Below are 18,502 nucleotides of genomic sequence, written 5' to 3' on the forward strand. Positions count from 1 at the left end.
GAGGAACGAAAATGGCTAATGCTTACAAAAATGCTGGTGTCGACATCGATGCCGGTTATGAATCGGTAAACCGGATCAAGAAGCATGTGGAACGGACGAAGCGCAAGGGAATGCTCGGTTCACTTGGAGGCTTTGGCGGAATGTTCGACCTGTCCGAACTCGGATTGAAAGAGCCTGTTTTGGTTTCCGGAACAGACGGTGTAGGAACGAAGCTGAAGCTTGCTTTCATGGCAGACAGGCACGACACAATCGGCATCGACTGCGTGGCGATGTGCGTTAACGATATTATCGTACAGGGCGCCGAGCCTCTCTATTTTCTGGACTATATCGCTTGCGGAAAAGCGGTACCTGAAAAAATCGAAAGCATTGTAAAAGGGATTGCCGATGGCTGTGAAATGGCAGGAGCCGGACTCATAGGCGGCGAAACAGCAGAAATGCCGGGTTTATATGAAATAGACGAGTATGACATTGCCGGTTTTGCTGTTGGGGCTTGTGAAAAAAGTAAAATAATCACAGGCGAAGAAATTTCTGAAGGAAATATGTTAGTCGGCCTGGCTTCGAGTGGTATACACAGTAATGGATACTCTTTAGTCAGGAAGATCTTTTTCAATGACCATTCATATGAAATGAATACGTATATACCTCAGATAAATTCGACACTGGGCGAGGCGCTGCTCACTCCAACCAGGATTTACGTCAAGCCGGTTTTAGCGGCCATGAAGAAGTTTTCCATCAAAGGCATGTCCCATATCACCGGCGGCGGGTTCATCGAGAACATACCAAGGATGCTGCCTGAAGGCTTGGGAGCCAAAATCAATGCTTCAAGCTGGGAACTTCCAGAGCTGTTTAAAGTGATGGAAGAATTGGGAAGCATCAAACGTGAGGAAATGTACAACATTTTTAATATGGGAATCGGATTTGTCATGGCTGTCGATGCTTCTGAAGCAGAAGCTGCAGTAGATTTTTTCAAAGAAATCGGGGAAGAGGCTTACCTCATAGGAAAAGTAACTTCCGGCGGTGGAGTCCGGATCATTGAAGGAGAAGGGCAAGAAGATTAAAATGGGAGCAAAGACACTCTATCCAACTGGATGGCATGCAGGTTCCCATTTTGGCTTTCGCCTTTTATATTAAGCTACAGCAGAAATGGGGACTAAAGATGAAAAAGATAGCAGTATTTGCTTCAGGAAGCGGAACGAACTTTCAATCGATTGTCGACTCGGTACATAGCGGAAGGCTGCAGGCAAAGGTGGAAATCCTTGTCTGCGACCGCCCGGATGCCTTTGTTATAGAAAGGGCAAAAGCGGCAGGGGTCGCGACCTTTGTCTTTAATCCAAAAGAATATAAGTCAAAACCGGATTTCGAAAGAGAAATTGCTGCGGAGCTGATGAACAGGGAAGTTGATTTCCTTGTCCTCGCAGGCTACATGAGGCTGATTGGAAACGTTCTCCTTGAGAGTTTCCCTGGTAGGATCGTCAATATCCATCCATCGCTGCTGCCTTCTTTTCCCGGCAAAGATGCGGTCGGGCAGGTAATTGAAGCGGGCGTCAAAGTGACGGGGGTGACCGTCCATTTTGTCGATGAAGGAATGGATACCGGACCCATCATCGCCCAGGAAGTTGTCAGGATATCTCCTTTTGATAACAGGCTGACGCTTCAGCAGAAGATCCAGGATGTCGAGCACAAGCTGTATCCGGAAACATTGACTCATGTATTCATGACATCGATCCACAACGTTTAAGAACGGTACTGCACTACAAGGAGGAAGATCTTTATGAAAAAACGAGCACTGATCAGCGTTTCAGACAAAAGCGGCATTGTCGAGTTTGCGAGGAGCCTTCAAGAGCTGGACTATGAACTCATTTCGACTGGCGGGACTAAGAATATCCTGTTGGAAAACGGCATTTCAGTCACCGGCGTTGAAGAAGTGACAGGCTTTCCGGAAATCATGGAAGGCAGAGTGAAAACCCTTCATCCAAAAATCCATGGAGGTCTGCTTGCGAAGAGAGATGTCGAAGGACACCGCAGACAGATGGAAGAACAGGATATCTTCCCGATTGACCTCGTATGTGTTAACCTCTACCCATTTCAGCAAACAATCGCTAAACCGAATGTCTCTGAAGAAGATGCTATCGAAAATATCGATATCGGCGGGCCGACCATGCTTCGCGCGGCTGCCAAGAATCATAAATATGTAACTGTCGTGGTCGATTCCCAGGATTATGATCAGGTCATCAATGAAATCAAGGCAAACGGAGGAGCCCCGGAGGTTTTCCGGAAAAAGCTTGCGGCGAAAGTGTTCCGCCATACAGCAGCCTATGATGCGTATATCTCCCAGTTCATGACAGATCTTGCAGGGGAAGAAAATCCTGAGGCCTTGACGGTGACATATGAACGGAAACAGACATTGAGATACGGCGAGAACCCTCATCAGAAAGCTGCTTTTTATAAGCAGCCCCTTGGCTCGGAATACTCCGTTGCGATGGCGAGACAGCTGCATGGCAAGGAATTATCGTTTAACAATATCAATGATGCGAATGCGGCCCTTCAGATCATCAAGGAGTTTGATGAACCTGCTGCTGTAGCCGTAAAGCACATGAATCCGTGCGGAGTCGGAACAGGCGAAACGATTGAAGCCGCTTTTGCAAAAGCCTATGAAGCTGATTCGACATCCATTTTCGGGGGAATCATTGCCCTGAACCGAGCAGTAGATGAAGAAACGGCTGCACGCCTGCATGAAATTTTCCTTGAGATCATCATCGCGCCTGCCTTCACAGACAGAGCAATGGAGATCCTGACAAGCAAAAAAAATATCCGCCTGCTGACGGTTCCATTCGATACTGCCAGGAAAGTGGAAGACAAATTGGTATCCATTGAAGGCGGTCTTCTTGTCCAGGAAGACGATACGTTTACACTGGAAGATGCCGATGTAAAAGTCGCAACCAAACGCGAACCGACGGAAGCGGAATGGGACGCAATGAAACTTGGCTGGAAGGTCGTCAAGCATGTGAAGTCCAATGCGATCGTCGTGGCCGATAAAGATATGACGCTCGGAATCGGAGCCGGCCAGATGAACCGGGTCGGTGCCGCAAAGATTGCCCTTGAGCAGGCAGGAGCGAAGTCCGAAGGTGCCGCAATGGCTTCCGATGCATTCTTCCCGATGGATGACACCGTTGAAGCAGCAGCAAAAGCGGGAATCACTGCCATCATCCAGCCGGGCGGATCGATCCGTGATGAAGACTCGATCAAGAAAGCAGATGAGTATGGAATCACGATGGTCATGACAGGAGTACGCCACTTTAAACATTAAGGATTGAAGGATGGGATTCAGCGGCGGTTCCTTTTTTGAAGAATGTTCGGGCGGCGAAATCTGAGTTTTGCCGCCCCTGCTTTATAAGGGGGTTGCTATTCCCGTTCACTTTGAAATAATTTAAGTGTTTGATGCTGGTTGGTTATTCGTGATTCCTTTATTTCATGCGTGAGCCTTGAAATTTGTACGTCACCGAACCGCCGCTTCCGCTTTATAATTTACCGCTCGCCATGCGGAGTCGTGCGCCTGGAGTGGAAATCAATTGCTTTTAAACAACAGGTGTCCCTCGAGGAAGTCACGAGAGACACTGAAAGGGTGAAAGGGCCCTCCAGGTGCCCCTCGAGAAAGTCACGAGGGACACTAAAAGGGTGAAAGAGCCCTCCAGGTGTCCCTCGAGGAAGTCACGAGGGACACTAAAAGGAGTAAAAAGCTCTCCAGGTGTCCCTCGAGAAAGTCACGAGAGACACTAAAAGGGTGAAAAGGCCCTTCAGGTGTCCCTCGAGAAAGTCACGAGAGACACTAAAAGGGTGAAAGGGCCCTCCAGGTGTCCCTCGAGGAAGTCACGAGGGACACTAAAAGGGTGAAAGGGCCCTCCAGGTGTCCCTCTAGAAAGTCACGAGAGACACTAAAAGGGTGAAAGGGCCCTCCAGCTGACCCTGGAGGAAGTCACGAGGGATACAAAAAGGAGAAAATACTTCCAGATTCAGAAAAAAGCATGGAAATAAAGGCTTATACATAAAAAGGGGTGTCCAAATGAACGTACTTGTTATCGGGCGGGGCGGAAGAGAGCATGCGCTTTGCGATGCCTTGCGAAAAGGTCCCAGCGTGGAAAGAGTATTTTGTGCTCCAGGCAACACCGGGATTGCAGGAATCGTCCAAACAGTCGATATTGCTGAAACAGATTTTGACGGACTGATTTCATTCTCGAAAGAAAACAAGATTGACTTGGCCGTGGTAGGTCCCGAAGTTCCGCTTTTAGAAGGAATTGCCGATGCCTTCAAAAAAGAGGGAATCAGGGTTTTTGGTCCCGATAAAAGAGCTGCGGTTATTGAAGGAAGCAAGTCGTTTGCCAAAGAATTGATGAAAAAATACAGCATCCCAACAGCTGCCTACGAAACGTTCTCTGATTTTGAGAGCGCTAAAGAGTATGTATTAAAATCAGGTGCTCCGATTGTCATCAAAGCAGACGGTCTTGCTGCAGGAAAAGGGGTCGTGGTTGCCCAGACAGTGGATGAGGCGCTGGATGCTTTGGAACAGATGCTCCTTCAATCAAAATTTGGGGAGGCATCCGCGAAGGTTGTCATTGAGGAGTTTTTAGAAGGAGAAGAGTTTTCCCTGATGGCCTTTGTAGACGGAGAAAACGTTTATCCAATGGAGGCAGCGCAGGATCATAAGCGAGCTTATAACGGTGATCAAGGTCCCAACACAGGCGGCATGGGTGCTTATTCTCCTGTACCGCATATCAGCACCAGCGTTATTAACGAAGCTGTCCAAACTATATTAATTCCAACGGCAAATGCGATGAAAGCTGAAGGTCGGCCATTTAAAGGGATCCTTTATGCGGGGTTAATTGTAACTTCTCAAGGCCCGAAAGTCATTGAATTCAACGCGCGTTTCGGTGATCCCGAAACACAGGTGGTCCTGCCGAGGCTTCGGTCCGACCTTGCCCAGGTGTTTTATAATATCTGCGAGGGCAAAAAAGTCACATTGGAATGGGATGAGTGCGGGGCTGCTGGTGTCGTGCTGGCTGCTGAAGGCTATCCGGAGGCATATAAAAAGTCGGTGCCCATCCACGGATTGGATCTGCTGAATGATGAGACACTCGTATATCATGCGGGAACCTGCCTGGATGAAAATGCCCGATTGGTATCCAATGGAGGAAGGGTTCTGCTGATTGCTTCGAAACAGCCTCAATTAGAGGAAGCACTGAAAAGAGTCTACAGTGAGATTGGGAAATTGGACATTGACGGACTTTTTTACAGGACAGATATCGGCAGAAGGGCTATCGAACGCGCTTCTTCCGCCCTTTCCGAATAAATGCATAAAGAATGGCAATGATGCCGCCAATGACAGAAATCAGCACATAAGCCATATCGGTCACATATTCCAAGAACATCGTGATCACTCCACTTCTATAGATTTGTAAACAACAGGGTGCCCAAAGAGGACACCCTGTTTTAATTGTATAGTCTCGTTTAACGTGTTAAAGCACTGATAGGGACAGTCCCTTTTCGTGTGGTAGAGCACTAAAAGCAAATCCCTTATGATGGGTTATACGGCAGGTCTGGTGTATCTGTGTTTCGTTCGTCGCTGTCGATGTCTTGGATTTTTTGGTGGGAATCATTCTCTCCCTTTTTCCCTTTCAGCATTGAAGCAATGTTCAGCATGCTTTTGCCTTCTTTTGCTTCGGAATCGCTGTCCATCTGATTTTCAAAAATGGCCGTGATGGGGCAGAAGCGAAGGATTCCTTCTCCCACTTTCATGCCGCCAAGAAGAGCCATCCATAGATAAGAGTCTCTCCAAGGCATTTTCACCAATTTTGCCGTTGCCCAGGATAAAACGGTAAACCCTACCGTAATTCGAATTAAAGCATTCACAATACCTATGTTTTGTGTAACCTTCATGGCAATTCCTCCTTACAAAATATTTACAATTTTTCTGTAAACCTTTAATGCGTTAAAGTCCAAACTATGATAACATTAGTAATTAATACATTGAGCTAATGCTGAAAGAACTTGTTCATTAGTGATCTCTATCAAGAGGAGTGTTCATAGTTGGTACAACGTTATCGATGGAAAAACAAGCAGCTGCGTGAACATATAGATGTTTTAAACGGCGAAGTGCAGCCGACCAAGATATTGAAAAATGCAGTATACCTGCATTCCGTTCTAAAGAAGTGGGTATCCGCCCATATCTGGATTTATGACGACCGCATCATCTACTGTGGCGATAAACTTCCTGAAAACCTTGAAGGGTGTGAAGTCACGGACTGCAGCGGCTACTTTCTTGTCCCTGGCTACATAGAACCCCATGTTCACCCGTTTCAACTTTATAATCCCCATTCTTTTGCACATTATGCATCCCAGACCGGAACAACGACCTTCATTAACGACAACCTTATGCTGTTTTTATTAATGAATAAAAAGAAAGCGTTTTCTTTTTTGGGAGAGCTGAAGAAACTTCCCTTTTCAATGTTCTGGTGGGCTCGTTTCGATTCGCAGACGGAAATGCAGAGGGAAGAGACGGTATTCTCCCACAGTGAAGTGAAGGCTTGGCTGGGACATCAAGATGTGGTCCAGGGAGGGGAACTGACTTCGTGGCCGAGGCTGCTGGATGGAGATGATATGCTGCTTCATCTTATGCAGGAGGCCAAGAGGCTGAACAAAGTGGTGGAAGGCCATTTGCCTGGAGCTTCTGAGAAAACGCTGGCTAAACTCGCTTTGCTGGGAATAGACGGCGACCATGAGGCCATGACGGGAAAAGATGTATACATGAGGCTCATGCAGGGCCTGGCGGTGACACTGAGAAATTCATCGATCCGGCCGGATTTGGATAAACTCCTGGAAGAAATAAAGGAATACAATATAGGTAACTATGATGAAATGATGCTTACCACTGACGGCTCAACACCTGGTTTTTATGAAAATGGTGTGCTGGATGACCTTATCGCAAAAGCCATTGCCAGCGGAATTCCGGTAATCGATGCCTATCATATGGCGAGCTACAATGTGGCCCGGCACTACCGGATTTCCCACCACCATGGAATGATTGCCGCGGGAAGGGTCGCAAACATCAATTTTCTTGAAAAGAAAGATCAGCCCGCTCCTCTAAGCGTTATGGCGAAGGGGCAATGGGTGAAATCGCTGCAAGGTGAACAGGCGGATGTCCCGGCACCGGATTGGGGAAGATTTGGCCTCGCCCCGCTTGATTTACAGTGGGAGTTGAGCTACGATGACTTGCAGTTTTCCATGCCGTTTGGAATCGAAATGGTAAATGAAGTGATCACGAAGCCTTATTCAGTCAGTATTGATGCCTCTGAAACATCCTTATCAGAAGCACATGATGAATGCTTCCTGATGCTGGTGGACAAAGGCGGCAAGTGGAGGATAAGCACCATGGTGAAAGGCTTTGCCTACAGCGTCAAAGGTTTCGTTTCTTCTTTTTCAAATACAGGCGATATCATTTTGATCGGCAAGGATAAAAGAGACATGATGAATGCTTTTAAAAGGATGAAAGAGATCGGCGGAGGAATTGTACTGAGCGAAAATGAAGAGATTCTTCATGAAATTCCGCTGAAGGTCGGCGGCATCATGTCAGACAAAGGGATGGTAGAGTTGATTGATGAGGAGAAGAAAATGAAAGAGCTGTTATTTGCAAGAGGCTACTCTTTCAATGATCCTGTTTATACCCTGCTGTTTCTGCAATCCACCCATCTCCCTTACATCAGGGTCACCCAGCGCGGAATATATGATGTTATGAAGAAAACGGTACTCTTTCCTACGATAATGCGTTAAAATGTTAAAGTGAGAGATAAAAGACAGGTTTAGGGGTGTAATACTTAGATGTGGAAGAAAACTGCGATAGCGGCAATGGCCGCGTTTCTGCTGACAGCATGCAGTTCAGATAATGAAGCAGCCGATAATAACGATAACACGGCAGACAACAATACAGAACAAAAAGAACAAAATCAGGATAAAAGTGATGAAGCGGCTGAACCTCAGTTTCATCATCCGCTGACTGGAACCGCTTCTGATGAAGAATCACAGCAGAGAACGGTGGCCGTGGTTGTCAATAACCATCCGAAAGCACGCCCGCAGTCCGGCTTGGATCATGCGGATATAGTCTATGAAGTCCTCGCGGAAGGAAATGTGACACGGTTTATCGCACTTTTCCAAAGTGAGCAGCCTGAAACGGTCGGGCCGGTCAGAAGTGCCCGCGACTATTTCATTGAGCTGGCAGAAGGCTATGACAGCTTCTTCGTGGCTCACGGGTACAGCCCTGAAGCGAAAGACTTACTGGCAAGCGGTTCTGTCGATAATATCAATGGCATGGAATACGACGGCTCATTATTCAAGAGGGCCGATTTCCGAAAGGCTCCGCACAATTCATATATATCATTTGAGAATATTGAAAAAGGTGCTGACAAAGTAGGAGCCGAAATGGATACTCCGCCGGAAGCGCTGGAGTTTGCTCAATCAGCAGAGGCTGAAGGAGAAGAGGCGGCATCTGTAAAGCTTTCCTACTATGATAATCCGTCATTTTCCCCGGTTTATAAGTACGAGCAGGCTGAAGGAAAATACACAAGAGTCTCTGATGGTGAAGTGCTGGAGGATTATGATACTGGAAATCCGGTACTGCTGGACAACATTTTTATCATAGAAGCACCTCATGCAGTCGTCGATGATGCCGGACGCCGGGACATCGACCTGTCCTCTGGAGGAAATGCATATCTCCTGCAAAAGGGGAAGCTTTTGAAAATAAAATGGGAAAACCAAGATGGAAGAATCGTTCCCGCTGGTGATGCAGGTTTGCTGCCGGGGAAAACATGGATCAATATCATTCCTGACAATCCAGGGCTGGAAGAATTCATCACAGTACAGTAATTGAATAAAGGCTCTTTTCATAAGCTTGTTTCAAAAGCAGCAATTTATCCGAAAATATCCTTCAATAAAAAGGAGAAATGAACATGCAGATCAATAAAATCAAAGGTAAAGAATTGGACCAGTTGTTTAATGCGATCTTGTCACTTCAAGATAAAGATGAGTGCTATCGTTTTTTTGACGATCTTGCTACAATCAACGAAATCCAGTCTCTTGCACAGCGCCTGGAAGTAGCGAGAATGCTGGAAGAAGGCAAAACCTATCATAAGATCGAGGCCGAAACCGGCGCCAGCACAGCAACGATTTCCCGTGTAAAGCGCTGCCTCAATTACGGAAACGACGCCTATCATATGGTATTGGAACGTGTCGGCAATCAGAAGGAAGAAGAGTAATAGTATTTCATAGTGTATGAGCGGAACCAGGCTTGAAGTAGAGTCCTTTCCGTAGAAAACCAAAAAGACTGGCACAGAGCAAAAATGTGCCAGTCTTTTTGGTTTTTCTTACGAATTATAAGATTATATTTTTCCTCGGTTAGTTCAGCGCCCAGCCCCTCGGGGTTAAATGGTTACGTCGGTCGGGCTGGGCTGGTTTGCGATGAGATGTGTATGAAGCGGCGGGAACATCGGCCGGGAGCAGGTGTTTTTTTGTAGAGATGTGTATGAAGCAGCGGGAACATCGGTCGGAAGCGGACGTTCTTTATAGAGATGTGTATTATGCAGAGGAAACCTTTCTCAAAATAGGAGTAAATATAGGCCCTGCAGAGTCTGAGCCAGGCACTTGCGGTTTGGGAATAAAATCCATACTCTCTCTGCACGGCTCCCTCGTTAATTGGTGATAGGAATGGTATAATGTTTTAATGGAAATGAATGAATTGGAGGATGTAAGGATGTACGATGTCAGAGAGTGGCGCCATGTATTTAAGCTCGACCCTGCCAAGGAGATCAGCGACGTAGATTTAGATAGAATCTGTGAATCGGGAACGGATGCGGTAATTATTGGCGGGACCGACGATGTCACCCTTGAAGGGGTTCTGGACCTGATGGCGAGAGTCAGGAGGTACACTGTGCCGTGTGCTCTCGAGGTCAGCAATATGGAATCTCTCACCCCGGGATTCGATTTTTATTTTATCCCGACTGTGTTAAACAGTGACGACCCCTTGTGGCTGAAGGGCCTGCATCATCAAGCGGTGAAGGAATATGGGGAAATCATGAACTGGGACGAGATATTCGTAGAGGGATATTGTATCCTGAACAGTGACTGCAAAGCAGCCAAGCTGACAGGCGCCAGCACGGATTTGGCTAAAGAAGATGTGGCAGCCTATGCAATGATGGCAGAAAAAATGTTCCATCTTCCTATCTTTTATCTGGAATACAGCGGCATGTACGGTGATATCGAGTATGTCCGCGAAACAGCGCGGGTGCTTGAAAACACAACCCTGTTTTATGGCGGGGGCATCCAAACACCGGAACAGGCACGCGAAATGGGAGAGCACGCAGACGTCATCGTCGTCGGAAATATTATTTACGAAGATTTAACCGCAGCATTGAAAACAGTGAAAGCTGTTCAAACAGTATAAATTCATAATATTTATCCATCTTTGAGAGTTAATCATGATTAATTTTCAAGAGGGTGCAAAATTGAAGCGAAAATTAATCAGCAGTTACCCTTAATTAATCCTTCATATTAAATGGTAAAAATTGATATAATAAGAACAAATGTTCGTTATGGTGGTGGAATAGGAAAATGCAATTTTTAACAGATCGATTACTGAATGGAATGAACCCTCCGCAGGCTGAAGCGGTGAAAGCGACGGAAGGGCCCCTATTGATTATGGCAGGTGCCGGTTCAGGGAAAACCCGGGTCCTGACACACCGCATCGCTTATTTGATGGTTGAAAAAGGAGTCAATCCTTACAACATCCTGGCGATTACTTTTACAAACAAAGCAGCACGGGAAATGAAGGACAGGATCAGCAAAATTCTTGGAGGAGTAGCGGAAGAAATCTGGATTTCGACCTTCCACTCCATGTGTGTGCGCATCCTTAGAAGAGATATCGACCGCATCGGTTTTACCCGAAACTTTACCATCCTTGATTCCACGGATCAGTTATCCGTGATCAAGTCCATCCTGAAAGATAAGAACATCGACCCGAAAAAATTCGATCCAAGGTCGATCCTTGGTTCTATTTCTTCAGCGAAAAATGAATTGAAAACACCTGAAGATTTTGAAAAGGAAGCAGGCAGCTACTATGATAATGTCGCTTCTGACGTTTACAAAGAATATCAAAAACGTCTCAGGAAAAATCAGGCGCTCGATTTTGACGATCTTATCATGATGACGATTCATTTGTTCGAGCGTGTGCCGGAAGTGCTGGAATATTATCAAAGAAAATTTCAATATATCCATGTGGATGAGTATCAAGATACAAACAGAGCGCAATATATGCTTGTGAAAATGATGGCATCCCGCTTTCAGAATCTCTGCGTAGTCGGTGATTCGGATCAGTCGATTTATCGCTGGCGCGGTGCGGATATCGCGAACATCCTCTCTTTTGAAAAAGACTATCCAAGGGCTAATGTGATTCTGCTTGAACAGAATTATCGTTCAACAAAGACGATTCTGCATGCAGCAAACGATGTCATCCAGAAGAATATGAACCGTAAAGCCAAGAATCTCTGGACCGAGAATGATCAAGGAGAGAAAATCACCTATTACAGAGGGGACAGCGAGCAGTCAGAAGCACAGTTTGTTGCAGGTAAAATCAAAGAAATGACGGACAGCGGCAAGAGGAAATTCTCTGAGTTTGCCATCCTTTACCGTACCAATGCACAGTCCCGTGTTATAGAGGAAGTACTTCTGAAATCAAATATCGAGTACAGCATCGTCGGCGGCATCAAGTTCTATGACAGAAAAGAGATCAAGGATATCCTGGCTTACTTAAGGTTGATCGCCAATCCTGATGATGATATCAGTCTCCGCAGGGTCATCAATGTACCGAAACGGGGAATCGGCTCGACATCTCTTGATAAAATCGCTAATTACGCTGCGATGAATGATTTGTCCATGATGCAGGCATTAGAGGAAGCGGACTTTATTGGATTGAGCCCGAAAATAACCAAAGCGGTTATTGAATTTAAGGAACTTTTGAAGGGCTATACTGCAATGCAGGAATATCTTTCTGTAACAGAACTGGTTGAAGAAATTCTTGAAAAATCAGGTTATAGAGAAATGCTGAAGGTGGAGAAATCCATTGAAGCGCAGAGCCGTCTGGAGAATATTGACGAGTTTCTATCTGTTACCAAAAGTTTTGAAGAAAGCAATGATGATAAATCACTGGTTGCTTTTCTTACCGACCTGGCGCTTGTGGCAGACATCGACAAGCTCGATGATGATGAACAGCCTTCGGACGCTGTTATCCTGATGACCCTGCATGCGGCCAAAGGCCTTGAATTTCCGGTCGTATTCCTGATGGGGCTGGAGGAAGGTGTCTTCCCGCACAGCCGGTCGCTTATGGATGAAGAGGAAATGGAAGAAGAGCGCCGCCTTGCCTATGTAGGGATAACACGGGCAGAAGAGGAATTATTCATGACCAATGCCCAGATGCGGACATTATATGGCCAGACGAAAATGAACCCGGTATCCAGGTTCATTGCGGAAATTCCTGAGGATCTCATCGATAATTTTGAGCCGCAAAAGAAAAGCCCATTCTCATCAGGTGGCGCAGGAGCTGCGGCTTCAGCAAGGCCTCAGCCAAGGAGGAAACCTGTTACCCGCCCTGTGCCGACAACAACTGGAGGCGAAGGGATCTCCTGGCAGGTTGGCGATAGAGCCGCTCATAAAAAATGGGGCACTGGGACAGTTGTCAGCGTTAAGGGAAGCGGAGATGGCATGGAGCTCGATATCGCGTTCCCGAGTCCGACTGGCATCAAGCGCCTCTTAGCTAAATTTGCTCCAGTCGAAAAAGTTTAATTTGTACACGAGAAAGGGCTGTTATTGTGGATATCAAAAGCGCAGAACAAAAAGTTGCAGAACTTCATAATCTCCTAAATCAATACAATTATGAATATCATGTGCTGGACAAGCCGTCGGTGCCGGACGCCGAGTATGACCGTGTCATGAATGAACTGATTGCCATCGAGAACGAATTTCCTGAGCTGAGGACGGCAGACTCACCGACTCAGAGGGTGGGAGGCAACACTCTGGAGGCTTTTCAAAAAGTCGAACACAGAACCCCGATGCTCAGTCTCGGTAATGCTTTTAATGAAGAGGACTTGAGAGACTTTGACCGAAAAGTCCGCCAGGCAGCGGGAGATGACTATTCATACGTGTGTGAATTGAAGATCGACGGCCTCGCTGTTTCCCTCCGTTATGAAGACGGCCTCTTCATACAGGGGGCGACACGGGGAGATGGCACGGTTGGTGAAGACATCACGGCAAACCTTAAAACCATCAAGTCTATCCCATTGAGAATTTCAGAGCCATTGACGATGGAGGTAAGAGGAGAAGCGTTCATGCCGAAACGTTCTTTCGAAGCATTGAATAAGGCTAAGGAAGAACGCGAAGAAGAACCTTTCGCCAATCCACGCAATGCCGCAGCCGGCTCTCTGAGACAGCTTGATCCGAGGATTGCCGCTTCCCGGAACCTGGATATCTTTCTTTATGCCATTGCAGATGTCGGTGAAACGGGTGTTGTGTCTCACAGCTCCGGCTTGGATCTTTTAGATAAATTCGGCTTCAAAACCAATAAAGAGAGAAAGAAATGCAGTACTATCGATGAAGTTATTGAGTATGTAGAAGGCTGGGTCGAAAGAAGGCCGGATCTTCAGTATGATATCGATGGAATTGTTATTAAGGTAGATTCCCTCGAACTGCAGGAGAGGCTGGGGACCACTGCCAAGAGTCCGCGATGGGCAGTCGCGTACAAATTCCCTGCAGAGGAAGTTGTCACGAGGCTGAAGGATATCGAGTTGAGTGTCGGAAGGACAGGGGTTGTGACGCCAACAGCCATCCTTGAACCTGTGAGAGTGGCCGGTACAACGGTTCAGCGGGCATCTTTGCACAATGAAGATCTTATCAGAGAAAAGGATATTAAGATCGGCGACTATGTGGTCGTTAAAAAGGCAGGGGACATCATCCCGGAAGTGGTGAACGTCCTTGAGGAAAGACGGACCGGCGAGGAGCTGGATTTCCGTATGCCGGAAGAATGCCCTGAATGCGGAAGCGGGCTGGTGAGGCTTGAGGGAGAAGTTGCGCTTCGCTGCATCAATCCAAAATGCCCGGCACAAATCAGGGAAGGGCTTATCCATTTCGTATCCCGGAATGCCATGAACATAGACGGACTTGGAGAAAAAGTTATCAGCCAGCTGTTCCAAGAGGGATTGATCGAGGATGTAGCCGATATTTACCGGCTGGAAAGAGAACAGCTTCTTCAGCTGGAAAGAATGGGCGAGAAATCGGTTGATAACCTGCTGAATGCCATAGAAGCTTCTAAAGCTAATTCTTTGGAAAAGCTCCTATTCGGCCTGGGGATCCGCCATGTGGGTGCTAAAGCGGCGAAAACCCTTGCACAGGAATTTGAAACAATCGACACGCTGATGAATGCTTCGAAGGATGAATTGACGGCCATTAACGAGATTGGCGATAAAATGGCAGATGCTGTTGTCGCTTATTTTGAAAAAGAGGAAGCAATTGAGCTGATCGGTGAGCTGAAAGCGGCAGGGGTCAACATCGAATATAAAGGTCCAAAACCCGTGAAAGCGGAAGAAATTGATTCCTATTTTGCCGGCAAGACGGTTGTTCTGACAGGAAAGATTGAACAGCTTGGAAGAAATGAAGCGAAACAGAAAATTGAAGAGCTTGGCGGAAAGGTCACAGGATCGGTCAGCAAGAAAACAGACCTCCTTATTGCCGGGGAAGATGCCGGTTCGAAACTCGCCAAGGCTCAAGAATTAGAGATAGAAATATGGGACGAAGAGAAACTGCTTGAGGAACTTAACCGTTAAAGGTGGAGGAAATGAATGAAAAAGTGGTGGGCGGCAGCCGCAGCCGCTCTTGTTTTGAGCGGCTGTGCTCCCGCGTTTGAAAAACAGGAGCAAGTAGTGGAAGATGATGCTCAGCAAACAGAAAAGGCGATCATACCTAATTATCAGATTTCAAGTGATTATTTTAAAACACTGCTCCCTTATGAATCAACAGACACAAGGGGGATGGTCGTCAACAACCTGCGATCCCGTTATGATATTGAGGTCTTTGAATCAGGATTGGTCAGAATGGCGAAGGAAGCTTATTCAACTGACCAATATCTCTTCAAAGAAGGCCAGATATTGGACAAGGAAACAATCCAATCATGGCTGAACAGGAAGTTCACCAGTGAACAATTGAAAGAAAAAGGATTAGAGGAAAAAGATAATGTCGGCCTTAATCCTGTTGGAGATACACCAGGTGAGGGGAAAGACTCCCCGATCTACCTTGCCCACGTGATCGAGCATAATTACTTGGAAAAATTTGAGGGAAATAAAATCCAGCTCTCGGGTGTCGCTGTCGGGCTCGCGCTGAATTCAGTATCCTATTATCAGGACCAATCGACAGGCGAGACAAGGCAGACAACCATCAGCCATGAAGAAGTCAGGCAGCAAGGGACCGAGATAGCCCAAGAAGTGATCAACAGAATGAGACAAAACCCTGAACTGGATGGAGTTCCGATTATGATTGCCATGTATGAACAATCAAGTAAAGGTTCTGTTACCCCCGGAAGCTATTTCGCCTATGCGAATGTTCCAGCAGAAAGTTCGTCGATCAGTGAGTGGGTCAATGTGGATGAAGAGCATTATTTCTTTCCGTCTGATGAGGCGGAAGAGTCTCATCCTGAAGACTTGAACATTTTCAATGAATTTAAAGAGAAAATAGAAACCTACTTTCCGAACTATGTAGGTGTCGTAGGAAATGCTTTTTACAAAGACGGAGCTATGAAAAAACTGGAGATTGATATTCCGATCCAATTCGCTGGAAAAGCTGAAACAATCGGCTTTACTCAGTATGCGGCAGAGCTTGCTGCTGAAAATTTCCCGGATGAGATGAATGTAGAGATTGAAATCACTTCAGGAGATGGTCCAGAGGCATTAATCGTCCTCGGCCCGGAGAAGGAACCGTTTGTGCACATCTATGAATAAGTCAAATGAAGGCTGTCCTCTTAAGGGGCGGTCTTTTTTGTATTAATTTTAAACTTGCTGCAAGTATAAAAGGGATTTTTTTTTGTAAAAAACTCATCAGCAAAAAAGTGTTTTGCTCCCTTTAATTGAAAGCCCCTGAAGCCAGAAAGTCCCGCAAGCAATCTTTTCTGCAAGCTGCTCAATTATTTGCATAGCTCTAGATAAAGCGGGAAAAATAAGGGCGTCACTACTCGCTGGAAACTCAGAAGATAGTGAATGAAAAATTTTTTGGAAATAGTAGTTAGGAAGACTTCTCATGATGAAGAGTGGTCTGGGCAGGAACTAATTTGAAGGTGTATTTTCTGAAGAATGGAGTGATTTGAGTAAGATCTGCCGGAGTGGCGCATGTAAGATCTTAAGCTTTGGAGCCTTGGCCGGGTCATGTATGAAGATAAGTACGGAGGGAATTATTAAAGAAAGAAACAGGAGCCGGAGAGGAAAGATACCATTACTTTCAGGTTTGCAATAGAGAGTTTTGTACAAATTATGAATTTAATTTTATAAATTTTTCTGAATATATATAATTGCTAAAGCGCTTTCATAGAAACATTTATACAAAATAACCGTATATTTAATCAGTTGTCAAATTATATTCAGAATATTAAAAATGATTTAGTGTTTACTATGTGTTAGGATTATTAATGTTGAAGAGTTATCCTGGGCTGATCGGTCTTATTCATCTCCTCTGCGGGAAGGAGTATGTATGAATAAGTTTACAAGTGTGATGCATAGGGTAAATAAGAGCGTCAAAAGCAAAAAAGCACTACTCATCTTAGAGGTTCAACTTAAAAAAATATTAAGGTATTGAAAGGAGAATGTAGACAACATATGGATACTGCTACTTTAGTCACGTTTATTGTTTATTTAGTCGGTATGTTAGCAATTGGTATTATTTCTTACAGATTAACTAGTAACTTGTCTGATTACGTTTTAGGAGGACGCAGCTTGAAACCAGGCGTTGCGGCTTTGAGTGCCGGAGCATCTGATATGAGTTCCTGGCTGCTGCTGGGTCTGCCGGGTGCCGCATATGCATCGGGTCTTGGATCCATCTGGCTTGCGATTGGCCTAACAATCGGTGCTTACCTTAACTGGAAATTTGTTGCTTCCAGACTTCGCTCTTACACAGAGGTTGCGAACGATTCCATCACAGTTCCTGACTTCTTTGAGAACCGTTTTAAAGACGGATCCCGTATTCTCCGCGTTATTTCAGCACTTGTAATCCTGATTTTCTTTACTTTCTATACTTCGTCAGGTCTTGTCGGCGGAGCTATTCTATTCCAAGAATCATTTGAGATGAGCTATAATACTGCACTTCTTATTGGTGCGATCGTTATTATTTCTTACACATTCCTGGGCGGATTCCTTGCCGTCAGCTGGACTGACTTCATCCAGGGCATCCTGATGTTCCTTGCTTTAGTCGTAGCGCCGATAGTTGCGATCACTGAACTTGGAGGCTGGGGAGACACTATGGATCAAGTGACTGCCGTAAATCCGGAAGGCCTTGACTTATTCGCAGGTGCTTCAGCCATCGGTGTCATTTCACTGCTTGCGTGGGGGCTTGGCTACTTCGGCCAGCCGCATATCATTACTCGTTTTATGGCATTAAGATCAACAAAAGATGTACCGAAAGCGCGTTTGATCGGTATGAGCTGGATGATCGTTTCTGTAGCTGGTGCAGTATTGGTCGGCCTTGCGGGGATTGCTTACTTTGCGGCCGATCCGCTTATTGCAAACGGAGTCGACAACTCTGAAAAAGTATTCATCCTGTTCACGGATGTGCTATTCAACCCTTGGGTATCGGGTATCCTTTTAGCAGCAATCCTGTCTGCGATCATGAGTACAATCGACTCTCAGCTTCTTGTTTCTTCAAGTGCCCTTGCAGAGGATTTTTATAAAGCCATTCTCCGCAAGAATGCTTCTGATCAAGAATTGGTTTGGGTAGGACGTTTTGGAGTTATTCTGATTGCAGTTATAGCGGTGCTTCTTGCACTTGGAGGTAACCCTGCCAATGAAAATGCATCAAGTATCCTGGACCTTGTAAGTTACGCTTGGGCTGGATTCGGATCTGCGTTTGGACCGGTTATCGTGTTGGCTCTGTTCTGGAAAGGCATGACACGAAACGGTGCACTGGCTGGTATGATTACTGGAGCTGTAACAGTTGTTGTATGGCCTATGCTTGAAACTGAACTATATGAAATGGTTCCTGGTTTCATCCTGGCTACACTCGCTATCATAATCTTCTCCAAAGTTGGACCACAGCCTAGTGAAGAGATTAAGGCTGAATTTGATTCAGCTGTGGCAAATGATATAACCAAATAATATAGAAGCCATAGTGCTGCACCGTCCATCGGATTATCCGATGGACGGTTTTTTGTTGCCTGGAAAAT

Annotated in this window: 14 protein-coding genes; 12 read left to right on the top strand and 2 right to left on the bottom strand. The window is 45.9% G+C overall.

The features are described 5' to 3' along the window. Window positions 1–11: 11 nt before the first annotated feature. The 4 genes from purM to purD all read left to right on the top strand — a co-directional run bounded on the left by purM (window position 12) and on the right by purD (window position 5,344). Window positions 12–1,058, top strand: coding sequence for a phosphoribosylformylglycinamidine cyclo-ligase (purM, locus tag FZC79_RS17505; protein ID WP_148948046.1), 1,047 nt, complete (start codon window positions 12–14; stop codon window positions 1,056–1,058). Window positions 1,059–1,156: 98 nt separating this feature from the next. Continuing rightward, window positions 1,157–1,738 carry a phosphoribosylglycinamide formyltransferase gene (gene purN, locus FZC79_RS17510; RefSeq protein WP_148948047.1) on the top strand — a complete coding sequence of 194 codons (582 nt, stop codon included), beginning with the start codon at window positions 1,157–1,159 and terminating at the stop codon, window positions 1,736–1,738. 33 nt (window positions 1,739–1,771) lie between these two features. Then, window positions 1,772–3,307, top strand: a complete 1,536-nt coding sequence (purH, locus tag FZC79_RS17515) for a bifunctional phosphoribosylaminoimidazolecarboxamide formyltransferase/IMP cyclohydrolase (RefSeq protein ID WP_148948048.1) — start codon at window positions 1,772–1,774, stop codon at window positions 3,305–3,307. 753 nt (window positions 3,308–4,060) lie between these two features. After that, the gene (purD, locus tag FZC79_RS17520) at window positions 4,061–5,344 is read left to right on the top strand and encodes a phosphoribosylamine--glycine ligase (protein ID WP_148948049.1); all 1,284 of its coding nucleotides are present in this window, start codon (window positions 4,061–4,063) and stop codon (window positions 5,342–5,344) included. Here the strand turns inward: purD and FZC79_RS24035 are convergent. Together FZC79_RS24035 and FZC79_RS17525 are read right to left on the bottom strand one after the other, a co-directional pair. Next, a complete protein-coding gene (locus FZC79_RS24035; RefSeq protein ID WP_353733569.1) occupies window positions 5,310–5,423 on the bottom strand; it encodes an EYxxD motif small membrane protein in 114 nt (37 codons plus the stop codon). The genes purD and FZC79_RS24035 overlap by 35 nt on opposite strands. A gap of 145 nt (window positions 5,424–5,568) precedes the next feature. Then, a complete protein-coding gene (locus FZC79_RS17525) occupies window positions 5,569–5,931 on the bottom strand; it encodes a YgaP family membrane protein (protein ID WP_148948050.1) in 363 nt (120 codons plus the stop codon). A 150-nt stretch (window positions 5,932–6,081) separates the two neighbouring features. Here FZC79_RS17525 and FZC79_RS17530 point away from each other — a divergent pair, with 150 nt between their 5' ends. From FZC79_RS17530 to putP, 8 genes are all read left to right on the top strand, one after another. Beyond that, window positions 6,082–7,821: an adenine deaminase C-terminal domain-containing protein gene (locus FZC79_RS17530; RefSeq protein WP_148948051.1), complete on the top strand. Its 1,740-nt coding sequence runs from the start codon at window positions 6,082–6,084 to the stop codon at window positions 7,819–7,821. A 48-nt stretch (window positions 7,822–7,869) separates the two neighbouring features. After that, the gene (locus FZC79_RS17535; protein WP_148948052.1) at window positions 7,870–8,910 is read left to right on the top strand and encodes a DUF3048 domain-containing protein; all 1,041 of its coding nucleotides are present in this window, start codon (window positions 7,870–7,872) and stop codon (window positions 8,908–8,910) included. Between the two features lie 83 nt (window positions 8,911–8,993). Beyond that, window positions 8,994–9,299 carry a YerC/YecD family TrpR-related protein gene (locus FZC79_RS17540; RefSeq protein ID WP_113926517.1) on the top strand — a complete coding sequence of 102 codons (306 nt, stop codon included), beginning with the start codon at window positions 8,994–8,996 and terminating at the stop codon, window positions 9,297–9,299. A 494-nt stretch (window positions 9,300–9,793) separates the two neighbouring features. Then, on the top strand, window positions 9,794–10,483 hold the full coding sequence (locus FZC79_RS17545) for a heptaprenylglyceryl phosphate synthase (RefSeq protein WP_148948053.1): 690 nt from the start codon (window positions 9,794–9,796) through the stop codon (window positions 10,481–10,483). Window positions 10,484–10,650: 167 nt separating this feature from the next. Continuing rightward, a complete protein-coding gene (gene pcrA, locus FZC79_RS17550) occupies window positions 10,651–12,876 on the top strand; it encodes a DNA helicase PcrA (RefSeq protein ID WP_148948054.1) in 2,226 nt (741 codons plus the stop codon). Window positions 12,877–12,902: 26 nt separating this feature from the next. Continuing rightward, window positions 12,903–14,909: an NAD-dependent DNA ligase LigA gene (gene ligA / locus FZC79_RS17555; RefSeq protein WP_148948055.1), complete on the top strand. Its 2,007-nt coding sequence runs from the start codon at window positions 12,903–12,905 to the stop codon at window positions 14,907–14,909. A gap of 15 nt (window positions 14,910–14,924) precedes the next feature. Then, a complete protein-coding gene (locus FZC79_RS17560) occupies window positions 14,925–16,076 on the top strand; it encodes a CamS family sex pheromone protein (protein WP_148948056.1) in 1,152 nt (383 codons plus the stop codon). A gap of 867 nt (window positions 16,077–16,943) precedes the next feature. Beyond that, window positions 16,944–18,434, top strand: a complete 1,491-nt coding sequence (putP, locus tag FZC79_RS17565; RefSeq protein WP_148948057.1) for a sodium/proline symporter PutP — start codon at window positions 16,944–16,946, stop codon at window positions 18,432–18,434. Window positions 18,435–18,502 lie beyond the last annotated feature (68 nt).

This window comes from Rossellomorea vietnamensis (assembly GCF_008180615.1).
In the GTDB taxonomy this organism is placed as follows: Bacteria; Bacillota; Bacilli; order Bacillales; family Bacillaceae_B; genus Rossellomorea; species Rossellomorea vietnamensis_D.

Coding starts and splice junctions, on each gene's coding strand:
- putP (WP_148948057.1), top strand. CDS start 16,944: ATGGATACTGCTACTTTAGTCACGTTTATTGTTTATTTAGTCGGTATG.
- purD (WP_148948049.1), top strand. CDS start 4,061: ATGAACGTACTTGTTATCGGGCGGGGCGGAAGAGAGCATGCGCTTTGC.
- FZC79_RS17545 (WP_148948053.1), top strand. CDS start 9,794: ATGTACGATGTCAGAGAGTGGCGCCATGTATTTAAGCTCGACCCTGCC.
- purM (WP_148948046.1), top strand. CDS start 12: ATGGCTAATGCTTACAAAAATGCTGGTGTCGACATCGATGCCGGTTAT.
- purH (WP_148948048.1), top strand. CDS start 1,772: ATGAAAAAACGAGCACTGATCAGCGTTTCAGACAAAAGCGGCATTGTC.
- FZC79_RS17540 (WP_113926517.1), top strand. CDS start 8,994: ATGCAGATCAATAAAATCAAAGGTAAAGAATTGGACCAGTTGTTTAAT.
- FZC79_RS17525 (WP_148948050.1), bottom strand. CDS start 5,931: ATGAAGGTTACACAAAACATAGGTATTGTGAATGCTTTAATTCGAATT.
- FZC79_RS17560 (WP_148948056.1), top strand. CDS start 14,925: ATGAAAAAGTGGTGGGCGGCAGCCGCAGCCGCTCTTGTTTTGAGCGGC.
- purN (WP_148948047.1), top strand. CDS start 1,157: ATGAAAAAGATAGCAGTATTTGCTTCAGGAAGCGGAACGAACTTTCAA.
- pcrA (WP_148948054.1), top strand. CDS start 10,651: ATGCAATTTTTAACAGATCGATTACTGAATGGAATGAACCCTCCGCAG.
- FZC79_RS17535 (WP_148948052.1), top strand. CDS start 7,870: ATGTGGAAGAAAACTGCGATAGCGGCAATGGCCGCGTTTCTGCTGACA.
- FZC79_RS24035 (WP_353733569.1), bottom strand. CDS start 5,423: ATGTTCTTGGAATATGTGACCGATATGGCTTATGTGCTGATTTCTGTC.